This window comes from Paenibacillus sp. JT31N11, assembly GCF_056269285.1.
Genome location: NZ_JBWDNQ010000019.1, coordinates 21,330 through 42,160, shown reverse-complemented (window position 1 = coordinate 42,160; position 20,831 = coordinate 21,330). Strand labels below are relative to the sequence as shown.

Genomic DNA, 20,831 nt, shown 5'->3' with positions numbered 1-20,831 from the left:
GCAGGAGAGCGCCTTCACCGACGGGGCTGCGGCTATAGAAGCCGCTAACCGCCAAGCATTCCTCGTGTGAATTGTTTCTATCGCAAATTAGTAAAGATAGGGTAACGATATAAAAAAATGCATCTTGCATGACCGGAATTCGATCTGGATAATTATAATATTACGCTGGCTTGCCACCAATACATGTGAAATGGGGTTACATCTGTTGCGGATACCAATAATGAATAAGTCCAAGCTTATGCTTACCGCATTATTGTCTGTTCAAGTTATATCGGGATGCAGCCAAAGCGACAATACGCATAATCAAAAGCCGGACGGGAACGAACAGGTGATTGAATATAATGAATTAGGGCTAAGCAAATATGATCCGCCGATCGAAGTTACCTTCGTAAGGGAAACTGGCGAAGGGTTGGAAAATTTAATCAACGTATTGCCGGGACAAACGCTGGAGGACAACACGTGGAGCCGTCTGTATGAACAGGTGCTCGGCATCAAAATAAAGTACGATTGGGTCGCCAAGGGCGATCTCTATTATCAAAAATTAGGCGTCGCGCTTGCTTCGGGCGATATCCCGGAAGTGGTAAGGGTCAATGCGCAGCAGCTCAGACTGCTCAGCAACGCGGGATTAATTCAGGATTTATCCGAAGTTTACGAGAAATACGCCACTCAGCTAACCAAACAGATTCTTAGCCAAGAAGGAAACGGTCCGTTCGATGCGGCAACGATCGACGGCAAGCTGATGGGCATTCCGGAAACGGGTTCCTCTATTGAGGGGGCTCAGTTTATATGGATCCGGACAGATTGGCTCGATCGACTCGGCATGAAACCGCCACGTACCATGAATGATTTGCTGGAAATTTCGAAAGCGTTTACAGAAGGGGATCCGGACCAAAACGGCGCCAAAGACACAATCGGTCTAGCGATTACGCAGTATTTGTTGGATCCCGTCATGGGATTAACAGATTTTATGGCAGGCTATAATGCGTTCCCGAATATGTGGATCAAGGACGATTCCGGCAAACTTGTATACGGAGGCATTAAACCGGAAGTGAAAACGGCATTGCAAACCCTGCAGGACATGTATCGGGACGGCCAAATCGACAGCGAATTCGGAATTAAGGATGGCATTAAAGCGAAGGAGCAAGTAGCTGACGGGAAGATCGGCATGCTTTATGGGGAGCAATGGGGATCGTTTCTCGTTCAATCGAGCCGCGAAAACGATCCGAACGCCCAGTGGCAGGCCTTTCCGATCGTTTCCGTATCGGGGGAAGCGCCGAAGGTACCGCTCCGGTTCAGCACCAATCAGTTCCTTGCGGTTAGGAAGGACTATAAGCATCCCGAAGCGATCGTTAAGCTATTTAATTTGCATCTGGAAAAAAATTGGGGTAAAACTGCCGAATATGAAACCTACTACAGCTCGCCGTACCCTATATGGCAGCTTTCCCCCGTTACCCCTTATCCGGCAAGAAAAAACCTGGACGCGTATCTACAACTGGATGAGGCCCGCCGAACGGGGGATATATCCGTCTTAAAAAACGAAGCTAAAGCCATACAAAAGAACATTGATACATATCTTTCCGGCGGTGCGGACAAGGAATCCGGGTGGGGATGGGAGCGAACATACGGCCCCTCGGGAGCCTTTGCGATCGTTGACCAATACGAGAAAAATAATCAGTTATTATATGAGAGCTTTGTCGGAGCCCCGACGGAAATGATGATCGAGAAAAAAGCCATTCTATATGATCTGCAAATTGAAACCTATGTGAATATCATACTTGGCAGATCTATTGACGAATTCGATCGATTTGTCAAAGAATGGCATGTGCTGGGCGGTGAGAAGATGACGACTGAAGTAAACGAATGGTTTGCTGAAAGACAGTAATCAAGGCAAGGAGGTCATGCTCCGGATTTGTCTGCTAAACGGCATAACTCTCTTGAATTCATTCACTAAAGCGGCAACGGAGGCGTTTTCTTGTTTAAATTTCCCGCTGTATCATTGCGTAATACGATCTTTGTCCGATTGGTACTTACTTATCTCATCGTTGTGCTCCCCATTATATTGCTTGGGGTATATCTGTATAACTGGAGCTACAAAAACGCAAGCCAGGATATATCGAGAGCGACCGTTAAGCAGTTGACTTATTATTTAGAGGGTTTGGACCGGGAACTCGAATGGATGGAGCTTCAGCAGTTCGATATCCTGGAGGACAGCGAGCTGAACAAGCTTGTCGCTACTTGGGAATTAATGGATAATGTGGAAAGAAGATCAGGCCTGAACTACCTGCTGCACCGTCTTACGTCGTTCCAAAACAGCAGTCCCTATATTAAAGATATCAACGTGCATATCCGTTCCATTAACAAAACGGTCTCGGCTGCAAATGACGTATATAAATTTGACGAGGAGAGGTTCAATTACTTCCGTTCCAGTGCCGGAAAAAATGACAACCGGCTGATCAATTGGAATAACACGCTTTATCTCAGCGCCTCCAAGCAAAGTGGGACAAAGGGGGAGGAGCCTTTATTCCTCATTGAAATCGAGCTGCATACGGAGAGGTTAAGGGAATCTTTGCATCAGATCAACATTTATCCGGATAGCGGCTCAATTCTGATCTCGGAGAATACGGGATTTGCGCTAATGAGCAATGAGGCATCAAACCCCGTGATCCGGGACTACGTGAGAGGAACGAGTGCATCAAGCGGCAGCATCTTTTTATTAAAGCTGGACGGCCGAACCTACCACATCGACAAAGCCTATTCTAATAAACGGGAGCTTTCGGTCGCTACATATTTGCCGGAAGAAACCGTCAAAAGACCTTTGAGCATTTTTTACCGGTGGGCATGGGTATTTGCCATAACGTCTCTGTTTGCCGTTGTTATTTTTTCCTATTCTTCTTATACGTTTATTCATAAACCGCTGTTGTCTCTCGTCCAGAGCTTTAAACGGATGGAAGGGGGTGCATTGAACATTCCAATCGAACACGGTAAGAAAGACGAATTCGGCTATTTATATACAAGATTCAACCATATGCTGATGAAATTGCAAAGCCTGATCGATCAGGATTTCAAACTGAAAATGATGATGCAGAAGGCGGAGTTAAAGCAGCTGCAGTCGCAGATTAACCCGCATTTTCTATATAACAGCTTCTTCATTCTGAACTCACTGGCGAATACCGGGGATCTGGATCGGATTGAACAATTTACCAACATGCTTGGGGAGTATTTCAGGTTTATTACCCGAAATAGCGAGGACCATGTTTTGTTGTCGGAGGAAACGAGACACTCGCGTATGTATACGGAAATTCAGAAGCTCCGGTTCTCAAGACGCATTCGGGTGCAATTTGATGATTTGCCGAAGGATATGGAGCATATCCGGGTACCGAGATTGATCATCCAGCCTATTATCGAGAACTCGTACGAGCATAGTCTTGAGAAAATGACCGAGGAAGGCCAGCTTCGCATTTCGTTCGAGCTGGATCCTGGAATGGCTCGGATCATTGTAGAGGATAACGGGGACACGATCAGCGATACCGAAATTGAAGCGCTAAAGGTCCGGCTGGATCATACGGCCGAATCCTGCGAAATGACGGGCATGATCAATATCCATCGGCGTCTTGTATTAACATATGGTGATGACAGTGGCTTGTCGCTGTCCAGAAGCGAGTTAAACGGTCTGAAAGTTGTTATTCGAATCAAGCTGCAGGAGGTGAGTTAGGATGTATAGACTTTTAATCGTCGATGATGAGGAAATTATTACGGATGGTCTATACGAAGTGTTTAATCAGCTCATGCCGGAAACGCTGGATATTTGTAAAGCCTATTCCGGCAAGGAAGCGTTGAATTGGATGTCGCGCACGCGAATCGATATCGTACTCACCGATATTCGCATGCCGGGGATGAGCGGTATGGAATTAACCGAAGAAATTCTAACTTTTTGGCCAAGATGCAGAAATATTTTTCTCACAGGATACAGCGAGTTCGACTATGCTTATAAAGCCATTCAAATGCCAAATGTCCGGTATTTGTTGAAGACGGAAGGGTTCGCGAAGGTAACCCAAACCGTGCAAGAGGTCATCCATGAATTAAATCACGGCATTCAAATGAATAAGTTAGCAGAGCAGTCCCGCGAACAGAAGGATACGCTTGAATATATGGCGCAGGGTGAGTATTTTAGACATTTTCTGCAGAAGAGCCATGTTTATGAGGAGAGTCAGGAGTCGCTGGTTAAAGACTTCAACACATTAAATATTGGCATGGATCCCAAGGCGCCGGTTGTGCTGGCCCTCGGCCGCTTATCCTTTCCGGCGGGGACGGCTTATGCCGAGAGAAACGAAATCCTAGCTTCGTCCAGAATCATATGGAACTCCTTTCTTACCGAGCAGACGCGAAGCATTGGAATCGTGGATAAGCACGGAGACATCGTATGGTTTCTTCAGTCGTCGCTGCACTCCGAGGAGAAGTTCAACAATCACTTAATCCGTTATTTGGAAGGAACGCTGGAGCTGATTCAAGAAGCGTGTCTGGCGTCGCTGGGCGTGATAATCGGCTTTACCATAAGCGGCAGCAACTGTGAATGGGGAGATGTAAACCAGCAATACGAGAGGCTTCGTCAGCTGCAGCAGTTAAAGATCGGTGACGGTATTTCCATGATAATGGTGGACCGTTCCGACCCGCTTGCTGTCTGCTCTATGAAAGAAGGTTTTGTGTTAAGCCACAAAGCCGAGATCATGGCAGCGCATCTTGAAGCGGACAGGGCAGCGGAGTACTTCGAGGAATTGGAGAAGCTGTCGAAGTCCGCTTTAAATCCAAACGGCAATGTCCAGAGAACAATTGAAGCGTATTATTCCATCGCACTTGTCCTTCTCTCTTATATCAATCGCTTGGGGATGCATAGTTACATTGAAGATCACGGAACGCTGATGCGTCTGGATGATCATGCCTCCATGAAAGAAGGCTTCCTCTATTTGAAACAAATCGCGGATGCGATATTTAAATTCAAGCGTAAGGATGAACGGGACCGGGCCTCCCAGATCGTCGAACGGATATGCCAATTTATTGAGGAACATTTAAGCGAGGATCTGTCGCTGGTTCGGCTAGCGGAAATCCATTATTTTAATCCATCCTACTTATCCCGTTTTTTCAAACAGGAACGTGGGATTAATTTATCCGAGTATATTGATAAATGCCGGTTAAAAAAAGCGAAGGAGCTTCTAAAGGACCCGGATTTGAAGGTAAGGGAGGTGGCATTGCGCGTCGGCTACGAGGCGGCTCACTCGTTTACCCGTTTTTTTAAAAAGGCGACGGGACTGACGCCTCAGGAATACCGGGATACTTTGTAGGCAAGCGATAGTCATTAATCAATCAGCAACCGGCTCGAAGCTGCGTTCCGATTACTGGTTGGCCTCAGATTTGCCACAACAGGCTTTATTTATGTCTACACCTCAAAAACCTATAACTTGCCTGGTAATATGTAGCAATCGGCAGGTTGTTGCCTCGAGCTGCAAGCTATACACTTTTTACATATCGGAAGAGGAGGCGAGCATAAGGGAAGGAGGCGTGAAAGAAGACGCTGTTATGCTTAGTAAAGAAAAGGGAACCGCTTATGATTTTAGCCTATTAATCGATGAATTCCCAGGCGGCGAAGGAATTGGCGACGATCAGATTAAAATTGAATCGGGAGTTGACACAAGTCATGAATGAAGAAATTAAAATGAATAGCTTGGAAATCGGTTTTTCCGACAATAAAACGGGATCGTACGACGTTAGCGGTGACGCTGCCAAAGCGACCTGCGCTCCGCCTGCCAAGGCGGTCGGGAAGCTTCCTCCGAACGGCAACCCGGTCGTCTCCCATAAATTCGGCGCTGATCCATATGCGCTGGTATTCAAGGATCGCGTCTACCTGTACAATACGAACGATGTGCTGGAATATGACGGGGGAGGCATTGTCAAAGACAATACATACGGAAACATTAACAAGCTGTCGGTTATTTCAACGGATGACCTGGTGAACTGGACGGATCACGGCGAGATCGCTGCCGCAGGCCCGGAAGGCGCGGCCAAATGGGCGACGCAATCGTGGGCGCCTGCAGCCGCACATAAAGTCATTAACGGAGAAGACAAGTACTTTTTATATTTCGCCAATAATGCCAGCGGCATCGGCGTATTGACAAGCGACAGTCCGATCGGCCCGTGGGTGGACCCGATCGGGAAGCCCCTTATATCGAGAGACATGCCCGCCGCTGCAGGCGTGACCTGGCTGTTCGACCCTGCCGTGCTGGTAGACGACGATGGCAAAGCCTATATCTACTATGGCGGTGGCGTTCCGGAAGGAAAGAATGAAATGCCGAATACCGCGCGCGTGATGCAGCTGGGCGACGATATGATCAGCGTTGTCGGCGAAGCGGCGGCAATCCCGGCTCCTTATATGTTCGAGGATGCCGGTATCAATAAATACAAAGGCGTTTATTACTATACCTACTGCTCGAACTTCTACAACGGCGTCCGTCCGGAAGGAAGTCCTCCGGCCGGGGAAATCGCCTATATGACGAGTGACCAGCCGATGGGTCCATGGACGTATCAGGGAACTATATTAAAAAATCCCGGACACTTCTTCGGGGTTGGCGGCAATAACCATCACGTTATATTTCAATTCCATGACGCCTGGTACATTGCTTACCATGCGCAGACCTTATCCAAAGCGATGGGTGTGCCTAAGGGCTACCGTTCGACTCATTTGAATCGGGTTCACTTAAAAGAGGACGGTTCTATCCAGGAGATCGCCGCTGACATGAAGGGTGTTTATCAAATCAAGGATTTCAATCCGTACGCTCGCGTTGAAGCTGCGACGATGGCGTGGAACGCAGGAGTTAACACGCAGCTGCGATTGATGGACGACAATGGGCAAGCTTATGCGAAGCTGGCTGTTACCGGCATTCATGTCGGAGATTGGACTGCGGTTTCAAAAGTGAATTTCGGCAGCGGGGCATCCTCCTTTATGGCATTGGTATCGGGCGAGAAGGGCGGCATCATGGAGCTTCGCTTGGACGATCCGGAAGGACGGCTGATCGGGACGCTTGCCGTGCCTTCGGCAACCGGGTGGACCGAGTCGATAACGGAAGTCTCGGGCGCCGATGGTATTCATGATCTCTATTTTGTGTTTAAAGGAAAGCCCGGTATGGAGTTGTTTGAACTTGGCTCCTGGCAGTTTAGCCAAGAAGCAACTGTTGGCTAACTCGTACTCAAGCGCAGGTTTTTCACCGTAATGATAATAAACCTATAGACACACGAGACATTTTATATTCAACAAGACTACGCTTACTTCGAAACGACCGCAGGAAAACCTCCCGCTAAAGATTCATATTTGAGCCCAAATAGCTGATACAGGCTGGCGCAACTAATGGGGAGGCTCGGCGAATGGCTGGGTCTTCTCTTTTTTTGAAAGTACGCTTCACACGTATGAGCATAATGAAGATCGCGGTCCAGGCCATCAGGTTAAGGGGACGGCGGTCTTTTTTTATCAGTAAAACTATCATTTGAAGGGTGATTAAACAAGAAACGAACAGGTATTGTTCGCGAAATGAAAGCGCTAAAATTATGTCAGATAGAACCCAATAGGCTTTAAATATTTGTAAAGCATGTGCTGATATGTCTATACAGCATGACCTGTATACGAATTGGAGGGGGAGCGCGATGGCTGCGAAGGCAGAGGAACAGAAAGAGGCAAACGGCGAAACGATCCTGAAGGCATCAGGCATTAAGCGGATCTTTGGTAGAGGCCATACCGCCGTTACCGCGCTGGCGGGCATCGATCTGGCCATACCCGCCAGATCGATGGTGGCGCTCAAAGGCCGGTCGGGTTCCGGCAAGACGACACTGTTGAATATTCTAAGTACGCTTGACGAGCCTTCGGAGGGGCAGGTGTTTCTCCGAGGACAGGAGATTACCGGATTATCCGGCGCGCAGCGCAGCGCTCTGCGGCGCAAGGAGATCGGTCTGGTGTTCCAATCGTTCGGTCTGATTCCACTGATGTCCGCTTATGAGAACGTGGAGTTCGGGCTGCGTATCGCGGGTACCCCTATCAAAGGCAACCGCGAGGCCGCGGAGCGGGCGCTGGAACGCGTCGGCATGCGGGAAAGGATGAAGCACCGGCCGACGGAGCTGTCCGGCGGCGAGCAGCAGCGCGTGGCGATCGCCCGCGCGATAGCCCACGAGCCTGCGCTGTTGATCGCGGATGAGCCGACCGCGGAGCTGGACAGCAAGATGGGACTGCAGGTCATACGTGTATTCCGTGATCTTGTGAATCGGTCCGGCATGACGATCGTTCTAACGACGCACGACCCGGGCATTATGGAGCTTGCCGACTACGTTATCGCATTGGAGGATGGACAAATTGTACCGCAGACGACGCATGAATTATTCGTTGTTTAGAAGGCTTCCCCTCGTCAAGTATATGACCGTTATACTCGTCGCTTCAATAGCGCTATCCGGCTGTTCGCTGCTTCCCTTGGAGAACGAGGCGCTTCAGCCGCCGCTCGTCCAGCCGGCAGAGGAAGAATTGGATATCGTGGTCGCAGCCAAGGGAAGCATTCAGACGTTCCTCAAAGGAACGTCAAACTTCGTGTCCTCGAGCACGGATGCGCTCTCGTTTAAAGAATCCGGCGGGCGGTTGAAATCCATCAACGTGACGGTCGGCCAAGAAGTGAAGGCAGGCGACCTGCTAGTCGAGTTGGAGACGGGCGATCTAGAGCTTCAGATTCGTCTCCAGCGGCTGAATGTAGAGCGTACGCAACTGCAATACAAGCAGGCACGGGATGCAGGCGCGCATGAAACCGAGCTGCGACTGCGGGAGATTGACATGGAGCGGGAAACGATGATGGTGGAATCGATGGAGAGACGGCTTGACCAATCGCAGCTGCACTCGCCGATCACAGGGATTGTCACCTTCGTCGAATCGTTGAATGCGGGCGACTTTATTAACGCGTATCAATCGATTGTAACCGTGGCGGATCCGTCAAAGATGCAGCTCACTTATGTTGCGGCAAATACGAAGGACCTGCTTCCGGTAGAAGCGGGAATGCCCGTAAGCTTGAAGTATAAGGGCAAGGATTATAAAGGGAAGGTGCTGCAATCACCTTCTAACGTGCCCCTCACAGCTGACGAAACGAAGGCCGAACGAAATTCGGTGACCATTATTATCGGCATTATTGATGAGCCTGATGGTGTCCAGATCGGTCATAGCGCGGAGCTTACGATCGAGCTTCAGAAGCGCGAGAACGTCATTGTACTGCCGCGTTCGGCGATTCGCTCCTATATGGGCCGCAGCTACGTTCAGGTCTCGGAGGGCGATCGCCGCAAGGAGGTCGACGTCGAGCTAGGATTAACGACTTCGACCGAGGTGGAGATCGTCCGCGGTCTGGAGGAAGGTCAGCAGGTGATCCTGAACAATTAAACCAAATGCCCGGATTATCCGGACGCAAGAGAATTGGGGTGTACATATGGCCTTATGGACGATGATCCTCCGCAAAATGGCAAATAACAAATGGCTGCAGCTGAATCTGTGCTTTGGCCTTACCGTATGTGTGGCCTTGTTCAGTTCCATGCCCCTATATTCTGAAGCCATCCTGCAGCGGACATTGTTAAAGGAGCTCCAGCTGGTACAGAGCCGGGACGCCGTTTATCCGGGCTTTGTCCGGGTCAGCACGACCGTCTCTTCATCCAAGATGGATAAGGAGACGTCTGAAGTGATTGCTCGGGCTGACAAGTTCGTGCATACGATTCCAGGCAGGGCGGGTCTTTCGGCGCTGTCCTTCTACCAGCAGCGGTTTACACAAAAAATGAAGGTGTACGGTGCCGACGCCTCGGAGCAGGAGAAACAGTCGCAAAAAACGGCGGGCAGCTTTAAATCCTTATCCGAGGTGGAGAAGCGCGTTCGGCTGATCGACGGCCGATTGCCGGTTGACCGAACGGATGGCGTCTTCGAAGCGCTCGTGACGCAGAAATTTCTTTTCGCAACCAAACGCGGTCTCGGGGAAGAACTAGTGGCGGAATCACCCGAAGGGGAGAAGCTCCGCTTCCGTGTCATTCCGGTCGGCATCATCGAGACAGACACGGTGGCCGACCCGTATTTGCCGTATTTGACGACAGAGGCCGAAGACGGTTTTATTATTCCGTTTGAGCAATTCGAGCGCGAATTTACCAAGGGCGGCAGAGCAAGGCTAACCGACCTAGAATGGCGCTTTGCCCTGAATTACGAACAGCTGAGCGTTGACAGTATCGACCAATTCATCAAGGCCAATACGGACATCCGGCGTTATTTTCGGGGACGGCTGGGGGTGGAAGAGGTTAACGTACCGGCGGTCGAGACGTTGGCGTCTTATCAAGGAAAACAAGCGAAGCTCGATGTGATGATGCTGTCCCTTTACTCTCCTGTCATGCTGATGCTGGCCTTCTATTTGTATATGGCCGCCAATCTTATTATCGAACGTCAAAAGACTGAAATCTCCGTTCTTCGCAGCCGCGGAGCGAGCCGTCTGCAAATCATGGCGGTCTACATGGTGGAGAACGCGCTGCTCGGTCTGTTCGCGCTGGTCGCCGGACCGTTCCTCGGCGTTGCGTTCACAAAGGTGCTTGGCGCCTCAAGCGGCTTCCTGGAGTTCGTCCAGCGATCGGCGCTTGAAATCAGTCTGACCAGCACCGCCTATAGGATCGCGGCGATTGCCGTGGGTTCAGCGATCGTGCTCATACTGATTCCGGCCTTCCTTGCGACAAGGACGAGCATCGTGGGACACAAGCAGCAGATGGCGCGCCTGAACAGGATGTCTTTCTGGCATAAGACCGGGCTCGATATCATTTTCGTCTGCCTGGCGGTCTATCTCCTATACAATTTCAATAAACGACAGGAGGACTTAAAGCGGCTGGCGCTCGATTACGACGCTTTGCAGCTTGATCCGATGCTGTTCCTGATGCCGGCACTGTTCGCGCTCGGCGGCGGACTGCTCGTGCTGCGTGTGTATCCGTGGCTCATCCGTCTCATTTACTTGGCGGGACGCAGATGGTGGTCGCCGGCGCTCTACAATACATTGGTTCAAATCAGCCGCTCGTCCGGGCAGTATTTGACGATCAAGGTATTTCTGATTATGACGGTCGCAACTGGTCTCTTCAGCGCGAATGCAGCAAGGACAATCAATGATAACGTGGAGAGCAAAATCCAGTACGCGATCGGCGCCGACATTGCGGTTACGACGCGCTGGGAGAGCGATGCGCCGCCTCCGCTGCTGTCCGGCTCCCAGCAGCAGCCGCAGACTGAAGCAGGTTCTACGGAAACAAGGAGGGTTCAGTATGCCGAACCGCCGTTCCAGCCGTTTCAGGAGATGGAAGGCGTGGTGGAGGTCGCAAAAGTGTTCAAGAAGGAAGGGGCAAGGTTCAGTTCATCAGGCAGTGGCAAGACCGGCAAGACTATGCTGCTCGGCATCGATACGATGGATTTCGGCAACACAGCCTGGATGAAGAACGGCCTGCTTGAATACCCCATCAACAGCTATTTGAATCTGATGGCGCTGAATCCGAAAGCGGTGCTGGTCTCTCGCTCACTCGCCGATGCGACAAAGCTCAAACCGGGCGATCCGATTCGCGTCTCCTGGGACGGTCTCGACCAGGTACAGTTCACCGTATACGGTGTCATCGACTACTGGCCGAGCTGGAATCCGCTTCCGGTCGGCGAGGCGATAGACAAAGAGGCTGCGGAGCCACATCTGATCGTCGGCCATCTGGGCACAATCCAGAACAGGCTTGCAGTTGAGCCTTATGAGGTATGGCTCAAACTGAAGGACGGTGTTTCCAGTCAGGCGGTATACGACCAGCTGGCAGAGAAGAAAGTACCGGTTACCGACCTCCGTGATGCGAAACAAGAGCTGATCCAGTCCAGGAACGATCCTTTCCGGCTCGCGATCAACGGCGTTATGACACTGGGCTTCATGATCTCCATGCTGATCAGCTTCTTCGGTTTCCTGCTCTTCTGGGTGCTGACCCTGTCGGGAAGGACACTCCAATACGGAGTACTGAGGGCTATGGGTATTTCATTCACGCAAATTATAGGGATGCTCGTCAGTGAGCAGCTGTTCACCTCGGGAGCGGCCGTCATTATCGGCGTAATCATAGGCAACTTGACCAGCGAAATGTTTGTTCCCTTGTTCGAATTGTCGTTGCAGTCAACCGATCAAGTGCCGCCGTTCGAGATTACGAATCAGCTCAGTGATTATGTGCAGCTTTACAGCATCGTCGGCACCATGCTGACGACCGGTCTGGTGATTCTCGGCTATCGACTGTCGCGGACCAGGATTTCCCAAGCGCTGAAGCTGGGAGAGGAGTAACTTATGATTCGATGTGAAGGTCTCGTTAAAATCTATAAAACGGCGGATCTCGAGGTCGTGGCCCTGCAAGGTCTCGATATGAATGTCGAAGCTGGCGAGCTAATGGCCATCATCGGAAATTCCGGCAGCGGCAAGTCAACGCTGCTCAACATGCTGGGCGGACTCGACAAGCCGTCAGCCGGCAAGCTGTTTGTAGACGGCAAGGATCTGCTCACGTTCGGAGAGCAGGATCTGGTGAAGTACAAACGGGATTCGGTCGGGTTCGTATGGCAGAACAATGCACGCAACCTGATCCCCTACCTGACCGCGCGGGAAAACGTCGAGCTGCCTATGCTGCTGCGCGGCAGACGCCGGCGTGCGCGCGCGTCCGAGCTTATGGAGGCGGTGGGACTCGGCCGCCGGATGACGAACCGGCTGAGCGAGCTCTCCGGCGGGGAGCAGCAGCGGGTTGCGATTGCGATCGCCCTTTCGAACGAACCGCGGCTGCTGCTAGCTGACGAACCGACGGGCTCGCTGGACACGAATACGTCCAATCAGGTGCTGGAGCTATTCCGTACGTTGAACCGGACGATCGGCCTTACAATTGTTATTGTGACGCACGATCCGCTGCTGGCGCGCAAGGTGGACCGAGTCGTTCAGATCCGCGACGGCAAGACGTCGGCGGAGATGATCCGCCGGGTATCGCATGCGGAGGAGCTTGCGCTGATGGATGCGGAGAACGCCCGGTACGAGGCTGTAAGCCATGTGGAGTATGCCGTTGTCGATAAGGCGGGACGGCTGCAGATCCCCTCCGGGTACCTTGACCTGGAGGGCTTCAGGGACAGCAACAAAGTTCGAGTGGAGATGGAAGACGGCCGCATCGTTCTTTACCCGCCGGAGGCCAGTAAGACGGACTGACGCCCACTTCGCGTTCGGCAGCATTGATGCATCAAGGTTTATCGGGCAAAGCTACTGCCCGAATATTTGAGGGAAATCGAAGGAGCGGGCAGGGCTGGCAAGGCGAGGCGGCAATGAAATATTGACAGCCTCTGTCTTGGCTGCCCATTCGGGGATTAAGCTTAGGGAAACGAGTAACCGGTATGCATTAATAAGAAACTTCTAAATTATACAAATTAAAACGGCCGCTTGCTTCGTTTGAACCAAGCAAGCGGATTTCCATAATAATCCGCAACATGCGAATTTATGCCGTAAATGAGGACATCTTCCTGTACTCGTTAGCGCTTACACCGGTGTACGACTTGAACTTTTTGTAGAACCAATCCATTTCGGTGTATCCGACTTCGTTAGCGATTTCATAAACCTTCATGTCGGTTTGTTCAAGCAAGGATTTGGCTTTCTCCATGCGCTTTTGCAGCAGGTATTCGTTAAAGGTCATGTTCTCGTGATATTTGAATTTCTGTCCCAGGTAAGAGCAGTTAAAGTGCAATATATTGGATATTTCCTTTAAGGTGATGTTTTGTTTCAGCGCTTCCTCCACGTATTCCTTTACTTTATCGATGACGTTGGCCTGCGGGGAAGGATCATTTTCCGATAAGGACAAGGGCTGCGTATACTGTTCCGCATGCGGGGCTAAGTCGAGCGTTTGCTTTACATTCTGCAGACTTGCGGTTAGTTCTTCGGTCGACAAAGGGTCGGGCAAATAGTCGCTGACTTGATAATACATCGCCTTTCTTGCAAGCTGGAAGTCCGTGCCCCCGCCGATGAGAATAATCGGTACGCGGCTTGTGCTGCGGATTTTGCCGCAAAGTTCCATCCCTTCTTCATGATAGCCATTCATATGAATCGCAATCAGCGAGAAATGATGTTTGGTGAATAAAGACATGGCGGCTCCGGAAGAGCAGGCATAACCATCCAAGACAAATCCCATACTTCTCCAATCTATCAAATTTCGTGTCTTATCTACAGGTTGAATATCCAGATCGACTAACAGTATCTTATACACAATGTTTACCTCCCAATGCATTCGCGTTACGTCGGCCCCCTCCCTTATGCCCCTCAGTGATTACGCTTTCATTATGGTAAATACACGAATGATTAACAATGTGCTTTTCTTTATATCCTAAACAGTTGTTTACCACTTATCATTACAAGTCGGTTCGGAATCGAAAACGTCAGCTCTCAACCTATAATTAGACGGGTAGAATACCTCGCGTCCAACAGGTTGTTGCTGAATTATGTAAGCGCTACAATTTTGTTGTGTTCATAAACCTTAAGGGGGATTAAGTCATGCGGATCCGTAACATGATATTTCTGTTATTCGCCATGGTTCTCGTTCTCGCAGCATGCAGCGGCGGTTCCAACACCAACACCGGCACCAACACCGGTAATAACAACGGAACCAGCAACGCAACGAACAGCGGCGAGACCGATAAGCCAGACAACGCGGCGGTTAACAATGAGGAGGACGAGAGCAGCACGCCGGAGATGGATTTCGACCTGGGCGGCAAAACAATTAAAATCGTATCGTGGTGGGATATGACGATTCCGGAGGACAATCCGGACAATATCCAGCGTAAGAAAAACCTAGACGCTTTAATGGAGAAGCATAATTTTAAAGTGGAATATATTGCTATCGATTACGGCGAATACCAGCAGAAGGTCACCGCTTCCTTGCTGGCGGGCGAGCCGATTGGGGATATCGTCCGATTAGGCAAAACATATACGGTGCCAACGCTTGTGAAGCAAGACCTGTTATGGCCAATCGATGAGTATACAAAGAACCCTAGGGCATTTAACCAGAAGGTCACCAATGAATATTACCAGTATGAGGGCAAAGGGTACGGATTCAGCGAGAGTCAAGCCAATCTGGTTCAGGGTATCTTCTACAATCGCACGCTTTTGAATCAGTTGGGCTTGAAATCGCTTCAAGAATATGTGAACGAAGACAACTGGAATTGGGAGACGTTTACTCAGGTTGCCAAAGAGGCAAACAAGGATACGAATAACGATGGCAAGCTGGATACATGGGGGCTTGCGAATCCGTCGCTTATGGATCAAGCCCTTTATTCCAACAATACGGGACTCACCAAGGGGGAAAAGCAAAATCTGGAGGATCCCGCAACGCTTGATGCGCTTAATTTCGTTTCCCGTTTGGCAACTGAGCAAGTTGCCAGACCTACTGAGGGAGGCGATTGGACGGAGCCTGGCCAATTCTTCCGTCAAGGCAACACGCTGATGTATGCGGGAGCCCTGTGGGAGCTTGGCGGCTTCAAGACGGATATGCCGGACTATGAGCTCGGTTTCGTTCCCTTTCCGAAGGGACCCAATGCAACAACCTATCATTCCGCAGAAGCGCTTTTCCAAGCCTTGACGATTCCGAGAGCGGTCGAGAATCCGGAGCAGCTCCTATATATCTGGGAGAAGATTAACGATATCGATTCCATGTATGATTATCCCGATCAGGGCATGTATGAGACCTTGTTTACGAATGAGGATGACATCAACAACGCCAAGTTGGTTGCTCCAAACATGATCGTTCTCGACCACAACACATTCCCCAATCTGAAATTCAACGAATTCGTCGGCGAGTTGAACAGCGGGGTGTCGGTATCCACCGTCGTCGAGAAGTATAAAGCGACGTTCCAGGCGGCAATTGACGAAGTGTACGGTTCTTAACATGTGATAGCGTGTGACCGACAGTCCCCATTTAGAAACTACTTCTATAATGGGGACTGTTGTTGAATTTAATCTCTTGCAGCAGGAGGGAGAAAAGTTGAACTTCAGAAAGAAGAACTATGCCGTAATCATACTAGTTCTCGCCGTACTGGTATCGTCTATTTGGGCTTTATACCCTACAGATTCGTCCGATCACAGTCTGGCCATGGCGGATTTCACCGCCGTTACGGCATCGGCAGGGGAAGACAGCTATGAAACCTACTTGAATAGCCACTCGGCTGCGAATAGGCCGGAAGAGGTCATCCGTATCGAAGGCGAGGGCTACTCGGGAACGACCGGCGTCGGATTCGAAATCTCGGGCCGCCTAGACGGGCTGGACGGCGAAGCAGTAATCACGCCGGAAACTGGGGCAATCCGCTGGGATGTGCAAGTCGAGCATGCAGGTCTGTACAATGTAAGAATTCATTATTTGCCGATTGAAGGCAAGAGCTCTGCCATTGAAAGGCAATTTGCCATTAATGAGAAAATTCCTTATAAGGGCGCAGACATCCTTTTATTTGACCGGGTATGGGGTAATCGGCAGGACGAGATCGAGAAAGACGACCGCGGCAACGAAATTCGGCCGAGACAGGTGGAGAATCCGGTATGGCAGCTCGCCGCATTTACTGACCGCAATGGTTATTATGACGAGCCTTATTCCTTTTATTTCGAGAGCGGGCAGCAATCGATTTCCTTGACGGCCTTAAGGGAACCGGTGGCAATTGATTATATTGAGCTGTACCAGGACGATACATTGAAGTCGTATCAAGAGTTAAATAACGAGTACAAGGCCGAAGGAATCAAACCCGCCGTTGATCAGTACATTCTCATTCAAGCGGAAGATGCCGTCGCCAAGTCTTCGCCTACTTTATATCCGTTATCGGATAGATCTAGCCCGACCGTTGTTCCGTACAACGTATCGAAGCTCAGAATCAATACGATCGGCGGATTGAACTGGAAGCTCCCCGGACAATGGATCGAATGGGAGTTCGAGGTCTCTGAGGACGGTTTGTATCAGATCGCACTGAAGCAGAAGCAGGATCAGCTTCGAGGCGTTTACGCCACACGAAGCTTAACCATCGATGGGAAACATCCGTTTCAGGAGATGAAGCGACTTCGCTTTAACTTTGATATGGAATGGAAGATGAACGTGATCGGCGGTGACGAACCGTACCTGTTCCACTTGACAAAAGGCACGCATCGCATTCGGATGATGGTTTCGCTCGGCGATATCGCTCCTTTGATTCGAACGATCGAATCGAGCGTGCTGCAGCTGAACGAAATGTACAGAAATATTTTGATGATTACGTCGAATTCCCCAGATCCGTTCCGCGATTACCAATTGGAGAAGCGGATACCGGATATGGTTAAGACGTTCGAGGAACAAGCCGTCATCATCCAGAGCGTGGCCGATTATTTGGAGCAAACGACGGGAGAGTTAAGTGACAAGGTCGCCGTTCTGCATACAATGGTCGGCCAATTGAAAGAAATGGCGGAAAATCCGGAGACGGTCGGCACCCGACTGAACGCGTTCAAAGTCAATGTCGGCGGTCTCGGCACATGGATTCTTACTGTTCGCGAGCAGCCGCTGGCATTGGATTATCTGATCATCTCTTCACCGGGACATGAGCTGCCGAGGGCGGAAGCGACTCTCTTCGAGGAGGCTAAGCACGAGCTTGGCGCATATTTTGCCTCCTATACCGAGGATTACGACAGCATCGGCAATACGAACGGGAAACAAGACAGTAAGATCACGGTTTGGATTACAACGGGGCGCGATCAGGCGCAAGTGCTCAAGAGCTTAATCGACGACTCCTTCACGCCTGATTCGAATATCGCAGTAGACCTGAGGCTCGTGCCGGGCAACATCCTTCTGCCGGCTACGCTGGCCAGCGAAGGACCAGACGTGGCCATGCAGATCGGCGAAGATGTTCCTGTGAACTATGCAATGAGGGACGCCGCGGCGGACTTGACGCAATTTGCCGATTTCGATGCAGTCGCATCCCGTTTCCATGACAGCGGACTCGTTCCGTACAAGTTTGATGACGGCGTGTATGCTCTGCCGGAGCAGCAATCGTTCCCGATGCTGTTCTATCGCAAGGACATTCTGGAGGAGCTTGGCCTTGCGCCGCCAAAGACATGGCAGGATATCTATAACATGATCTCCGTTCTTCAGAAGCATAACATGGAATTTTGGATGCCGATCGAAGCTACAAACGCGAGTCTAGTTCCGAATGCGACCTTCTCCATGCTGCTCTACCAGAACGGCGGCGAGTTTTATCGGGACGGCGACAAGAAGACCGCGCTCGATACCGATATTTCTATGGAAATGTTCAAGAAGTGGACGCAATTTTATACGAACTACAAATTCCCGGTGCTGGCGGATTTTCCGAACCGGTTCCGTACGGGCGAGATGCCGATCGGCATCGCGGATTATACGACGTACAATATGTTGACAGTCTTGGCTCCGGAAATCAAAGGGCTGTGGGAATTTACGCTGGTTCCAGGCACGGAGAAGGAAGGCGGCACTGTGAATCATGAGGTAGCCAGCCATACGACAGGCGTCATGATGATGGAAAATGCCGATAACAAGGACGCGGCATGGGCGTTCATGAAGTGGTGGACCAGCAAGGATACGCAAATCGCGTACGGACGCGAGATGGAAGGTCTGATGGGTGAAGCTGCGCGTTATCCGACGGCCAACGTCGAGGCGCTCGAGGAATTGCCTTGGCCGGTCAAAGACTACAACAATCTGGCGAGCCAGTGGGAATGGGTCAGAGGCATTCCGCAAGTACCGGGCGGCTACTTCACCGGCCGACATCTGGACAACGCCTTCCGAAAAGTCGTTAACGCGAGCGAGAACCCTCGGGAAGCATTAAACGATTACGTACTCTACATTAACGACGAAATCGAGATCAAGAGGAAAGAATTCAATTTACCGTATTAGTTTGGGGGTGGAATCCATTGCAAGCCGAAACAACCAGTCAAGCCGTGCCCAGCCTTATCCATCCGGACAAAAAGTCGAGATTGGCCCATGCGTGGACGGAACTGAAAAAAAATAAGCACTACTATATTCTAATGAGTCCGTATATGCTTATTTTCTTTACCTTCACCGTCATTCCAGTCGTCTTTTCGTTAGTCCTTAGCTTCTTTTATTTCAATATGCTCGAGTTTCCGCGGTTTGTCGGATGGCAGAACTACTCGAGACTATTTCTGAACGACGATATCTTCATGATTGCGCTGAAGAACACATTCTTGTTTGCGGTCATTACCGGACCGGTCAGCTACATTGCATGCTTTCTATTCGCATGGATCATCAACGAGCTGTCACCGAAGGTGAGGGCGTTCATGACGCTGATTTTTTATGCACCGGCGATTTCGGGGAACGTGTTCTTTATTTGGCTAATCGTATTCTCAGGAGACCGCTACGGTTACTTGAACGGTTTCCTGATTAAATTCGGATTTATACTGGAACCGATTCAATGGCTGACGAATGAACATTATATACTTGCTATCGTCATCATCGTGCAGCTCTGGCTTAGTCTAGGCACAAGCTTCCTGGCTTTTATCGCCGGCCTGCAGACGATCGACAGGTCATTGATCGAAGCGGGAACAGTAGATGGAATCAAGAACCGTTGGCAAGAACTGTGGTTCATTACTTTACCCTCGATGAGGCCGCAATTGCTGTTTGGCGCCGTCATGCAAATTACAGGATCACTGGCGGTTGCCGACATTACGGTAGCGCTGGCGGGCTTCCCAAGCGTCAACTACGCCGCGCATACGATCGTTACGCATTTGATGGATTATGGCACGATCCGGTTCGAGATGGGTTACGCGTCCGCGATTGCGACCGTACTCTTCTGCATTATGATCGGAGCTAACAAGGTGACGCAAAAATTGCTCAGAAAGGTAGGTGAGTGACGTTGGTCGTTAGATTGATGGCCGCTTTCCGAACGCCGAAGAGACTGAACCGTTCGTTTACGGTTAACTTTATCTTGTTCGCGTTTCTTGCTGTGTTCGGAGCCTTCATGGCGCTGCCGCTGCTTTATGCGGTGAACAACGCCTTCAAACCACTCGACGAATTGTTCATTTTCCCGCCGCGCTTCTTCGTGAACAATCCGACAATGGATAACTTCTACGACCTGGTTGCCTTGATGGGCAATTCCTGGGTACCGTTGTCGCGCTATATCGCCAATACGCTGCTCATTACGCTTATCGGAACTGCGGGACATATCCTGCTTGCTTCCGCGGCGGCGTATCCGCTGGCGAAATATCGTTTTCTCGGCTCGACGACGCTGTTTTCGATTGTCGTGCTTTCACTTATGTTCTCAGGTCATGTTACGGCCATTCCTAACTATATGGTTATGTCTTGGCTCGGCTGGATCAACTCGCATGCGTCGATTATCGTTCCGTCGCTCGCGTTCCCATTAGGGCTGTTCCTGATGAAGCAATTTATCGAGCAAATTCCGACTGCTTTGCTGGAAGCGGCCAAGATCGACGGAGCGAACGAATACCGGATTTACTGGACCATTGTCATGCCGAACGTTAAGCCCGCATGGTTAACACTCATGATTTTACAGTTTCCCGCATTATGGGGGACCGATGGAGGCAACTTCATTTACAGCGAAAACTTAAAGACGCTTCATTATGCGCTTGGTCAGATTACGGCGGGCGGCATCGCCCGCGCAGGCGTCGGAGCGGCAGTCGCGCTGATCTTGATGATTGTTCCGATTACGCTCTTCGTCATCTCTCAGAGCAGCGTCATTCAGACGATGGCGACCTCCGGGATGAAAGAGTAGAAGGGGGACTTGT

The 20,831-nt window shown here is 50.5% G+C and carries 14 protein-coding genes; 13 read left to right on the top strand and 1 reads right to left on the bottom strand.

All coding sequences use genetic code 11. The features are described 5' to 3' along the window. The first annotated feature begins 220 nt into the window (after nucleotides 1-220). The 9 genes from AC0YNV_RS35385 (at nucleotide 221) to AC0YNV_RS35345 (ending at nucleotide 13,262) form a co-directional block, all read left to right on the top strand. Nucleotides 221-1,882 (top strand): extracellular solute-binding protein, encoded by a 1,662-nt coding sequence (locus AC0YNV_RS35385; protein WP_475772238.1) that lies wholly within the window; start codon nucleotides 221-223, stop codon nucleotides 1,880-1,882. Between the two features lie 90 nt (nucleotides 1,883-1,972). After that, the gene (locus tag AC0YNV_RS35380; protein ID WP_475772237.1) at nucleotides 1,973-3,712 is read left to right on the top strand and encodes a sensor histidine kinase; all 1,740 of its coding nucleotides are present in this window, start codon (nucleotides 1,973-1,975) and stop codon (nucleotides 3,710-3,712) included. A 1-nt stretch (nucleotide 3,713) separates the two neighbouring features. Then, a complete protein-coding gene (locus tag AC0YNV_RS35375; protein ID WP_475772236.1) occupies nucleotides 3,714-5,336 on the top strand; it encodes a response regulator transcription factor in 1,623 nt (540 codons plus the stop codon). Between the two features lie 217 nt (nucleotides 5,337-5,553). Continuing rightward, nucleotides 5,554-5,697: a hypothetical protein gene (locus AC0YNV_RS35370; protein ID WP_475772235.1), complete on the top strand. Its 144-nt coding sequence runs from the start codon at nucleotides 5,554-5,556 to the stop codon at nucleotides 5,695-5,697. Next, nucleotides 5,690-7,228, top strand: coding sequence for a glycoside hydrolase family 43 protein (locus AC0YNV_RS35365; protein ID WP_475772234.1), 1,539 nt, complete (start codon nucleotides 5,690-5,692; stop codon nucleotides 7,226-7,228). Before AC0YNV_RS35370 ends, AC0YNV_RS35365 begins: the two co-directional genes overlap by 8 nt. Before the next feature lie 458 nt (nucleotides 7,229-7,686). Next, entirely contained in the window at nucleotides 7,687-8,424 is a 738-nt protein-coding gene (locus tag AC0YNV_RS35360; RefSeq protein WP_475772233.1) for an ABC transporter ATP-binding protein, read from the top strand. Next, nucleotides 8,387-9,445 (top strand): efflux RND transporter periplasmic adaptor subunit, encoded by a 1,059-nt coding sequence (locus AC0YNV_RS35355; protein WP_475772232.1) that lies wholly within the window; start codon nucleotides 8,387-8,389, stop codon nucleotides 9,443-9,445. The genes AC0YNV_RS35360 and AC0YNV_RS35355 overlap by 38 nt, the downstream gene beginning before the upstream one ends. 46 nt (nucleotides 9,446-9,491) lie before the next feature. Then, the gene (locus tag AC0YNV_RS35350) at nucleotides 9,492-12,365 is read left to right on the top strand and encodes an ABC transporter permease (RefSeq protein ID WP_475772231.1); all 2,874 of its coding nucleotides are present in this window, start codon (nucleotides 9,492-9,494) and stop codon (nucleotides 12,363-12,365) included. Nucleotides 12,366-12,368: 3 nt separating this feature from the next. After that, nucleotides 12,369-13,262: an ABC transporter ATP-binding protein gene (locus AC0YNV_RS35345; RefSeq protein ID WP_475772230.1), complete on the top strand. Its 894-nt coding sequence runs from the start codon at nucleotides 12,369-12,371 to the stop codon at nucleotides 13,260-13,262. A 283-nt stretch (nucleotides 13,263-13,545) separates the two neighbouring features. Here the strand turns inward: AC0YNV_RS35345 and AC0YNV_RS35340 are convergent, their stop codons facing one another. Beyond that, on the bottom strand, nucleotides 13,546-14,307 hold the full coding sequence (locus tag AC0YNV_RS35340; protein ID WP_475772229.1) for a helix-turn-helix transcriptional regulator: 762 nt from the start codon (nucleotides 14,305-14,307) through the stop codon (nucleotides 13,546-13,548). 284 nt (nucleotides 14,308-14,591) lie between these two features. Here AC0YNV_RS35340 and AC0YNV_RS35335 point away from each other — a divergent pair, with 284 nt between their 5' ends. The 4 genes from AC0YNV_RS35335 to AC0YNV_RS35320 all read left to right on the top strand — a co-directional run bounded on the left by AC0YNV_RS35335 (nucleotide 14,592) and on the right by AC0YNV_RS35320 (nucleotide 20,818). Then, nucleotides 14,592-15,980 (top strand): extracellular solute-binding protein, encoded by a 1,389-nt coding sequence (locus tag AC0YNV_RS35335; RefSeq protein ID WP_475772228.1) that lies wholly within the window; start codon nucleotides 14,592-14,594, stop codon nucleotides 15,978-15,980. A 97-nt stretch (nucleotides 15,981-16,077) separates the two neighbouring features. Further along, nucleotides 16,078-18,966 carry an extracellular solute-binding protein gene (locus AC0YNV_RS35330; RefSeq protein ID WP_475772227.1) on the top strand — a complete coding sequence of 963 codons (2,889 nt, stop codon included), beginning with the start codon at nucleotides 16,078-16,080 and terminating at the stop codon, nucleotides 18,964-18,966. Between the two features lie 17 nt (nucleotides 18,967-18,983). Beyond that, on the top strand, nucleotides 18,984-19,940 hold the full coding sequence (locus AC0YNV_RS35325) for a carbohydrate ABC transporter permease (protein ID WP_475772226.1): 957 nt from the start codon (nucleotides 18,984-18,986) through the stop codon (nucleotides 19,938-19,940). Nucleotides 19,941-19,957: 17 nt separating this feature from the next. Continuing rightward, nucleotides 19,958-20,818, top strand: coding sequence for a carbohydrate ABC transporter permease (locus AC0YNV_RS35320; protein WP_475772295.1), 861 nt, complete (start codon nucleotides 19,958-19,960; stop codon nucleotides 20,816-20,818). Nucleotides 20,819-20,831 lie beyond the last annotated feature (13 nt).

What these genes read in the sequence shown, in the direction of transcription:
- AC0YNV_RS35385 (WP_475772238.1), top strand. Translation starts at nt 221, where the DNA reads ATGAATAAGTCCAAGCTTATGCTTACCGCATTATTGTCTGTTCAAGTT.
- AC0YNV_RS35375 (WP_475772236.1), top strand. Translation starts at nt 3,714, where the DNA reads ATGTATAGACTTTTAATCGTCGATGATGAGGAAATTATTACGGATGGT.
- AC0YNV_RS35365 (WP_475772234.1), top strand. Translation starts at nt 5,690, where the DNA reads ATGAATGAAGAAATTAAAATGAATAGCTTGGAAATCGGTTTTTCCGAC.
- AC0YNV_RS35360 (WP_475772233.1), top strand. Translation starts at nt 7,687, where the DNA reads ATGGCTGCGAAGGCAGAGGAACAGAAAGAGGCAAACGGCGAAACGATC.
- AC0YNV_RS35350 (WP_475772231.1), top strand. Translation starts at nt 9,492, where the DNA reads ATGGCCTTATGGACGATGATCCTCCGCAAAATGGCAAATAACAAATGG.
- AC0YNV_RS35345 (WP_475772230.1), top strand. Translation starts at nt 12,369, where the DNA reads ATGATTCGATGTGAAGGTCTCGTTAAAATCTATAAAACGGCGGATCTC.
- AC0YNV_RS35335 (WP_475772228.1), top strand. Translation starts at nt 14,592, where the DNA reads ATGCGGATCCGTAACATGATATTTCTGTTATTCGCCATGGTTCTCGTT.
- AC0YNV_RS35320 (WP_475772295.1), top strand. Translation starts at nt 19,958, where the DNA reads ATGGCCGCTTTCCGAACGCCGAAGAGACTGAACCGTTCGTTTACGGTT.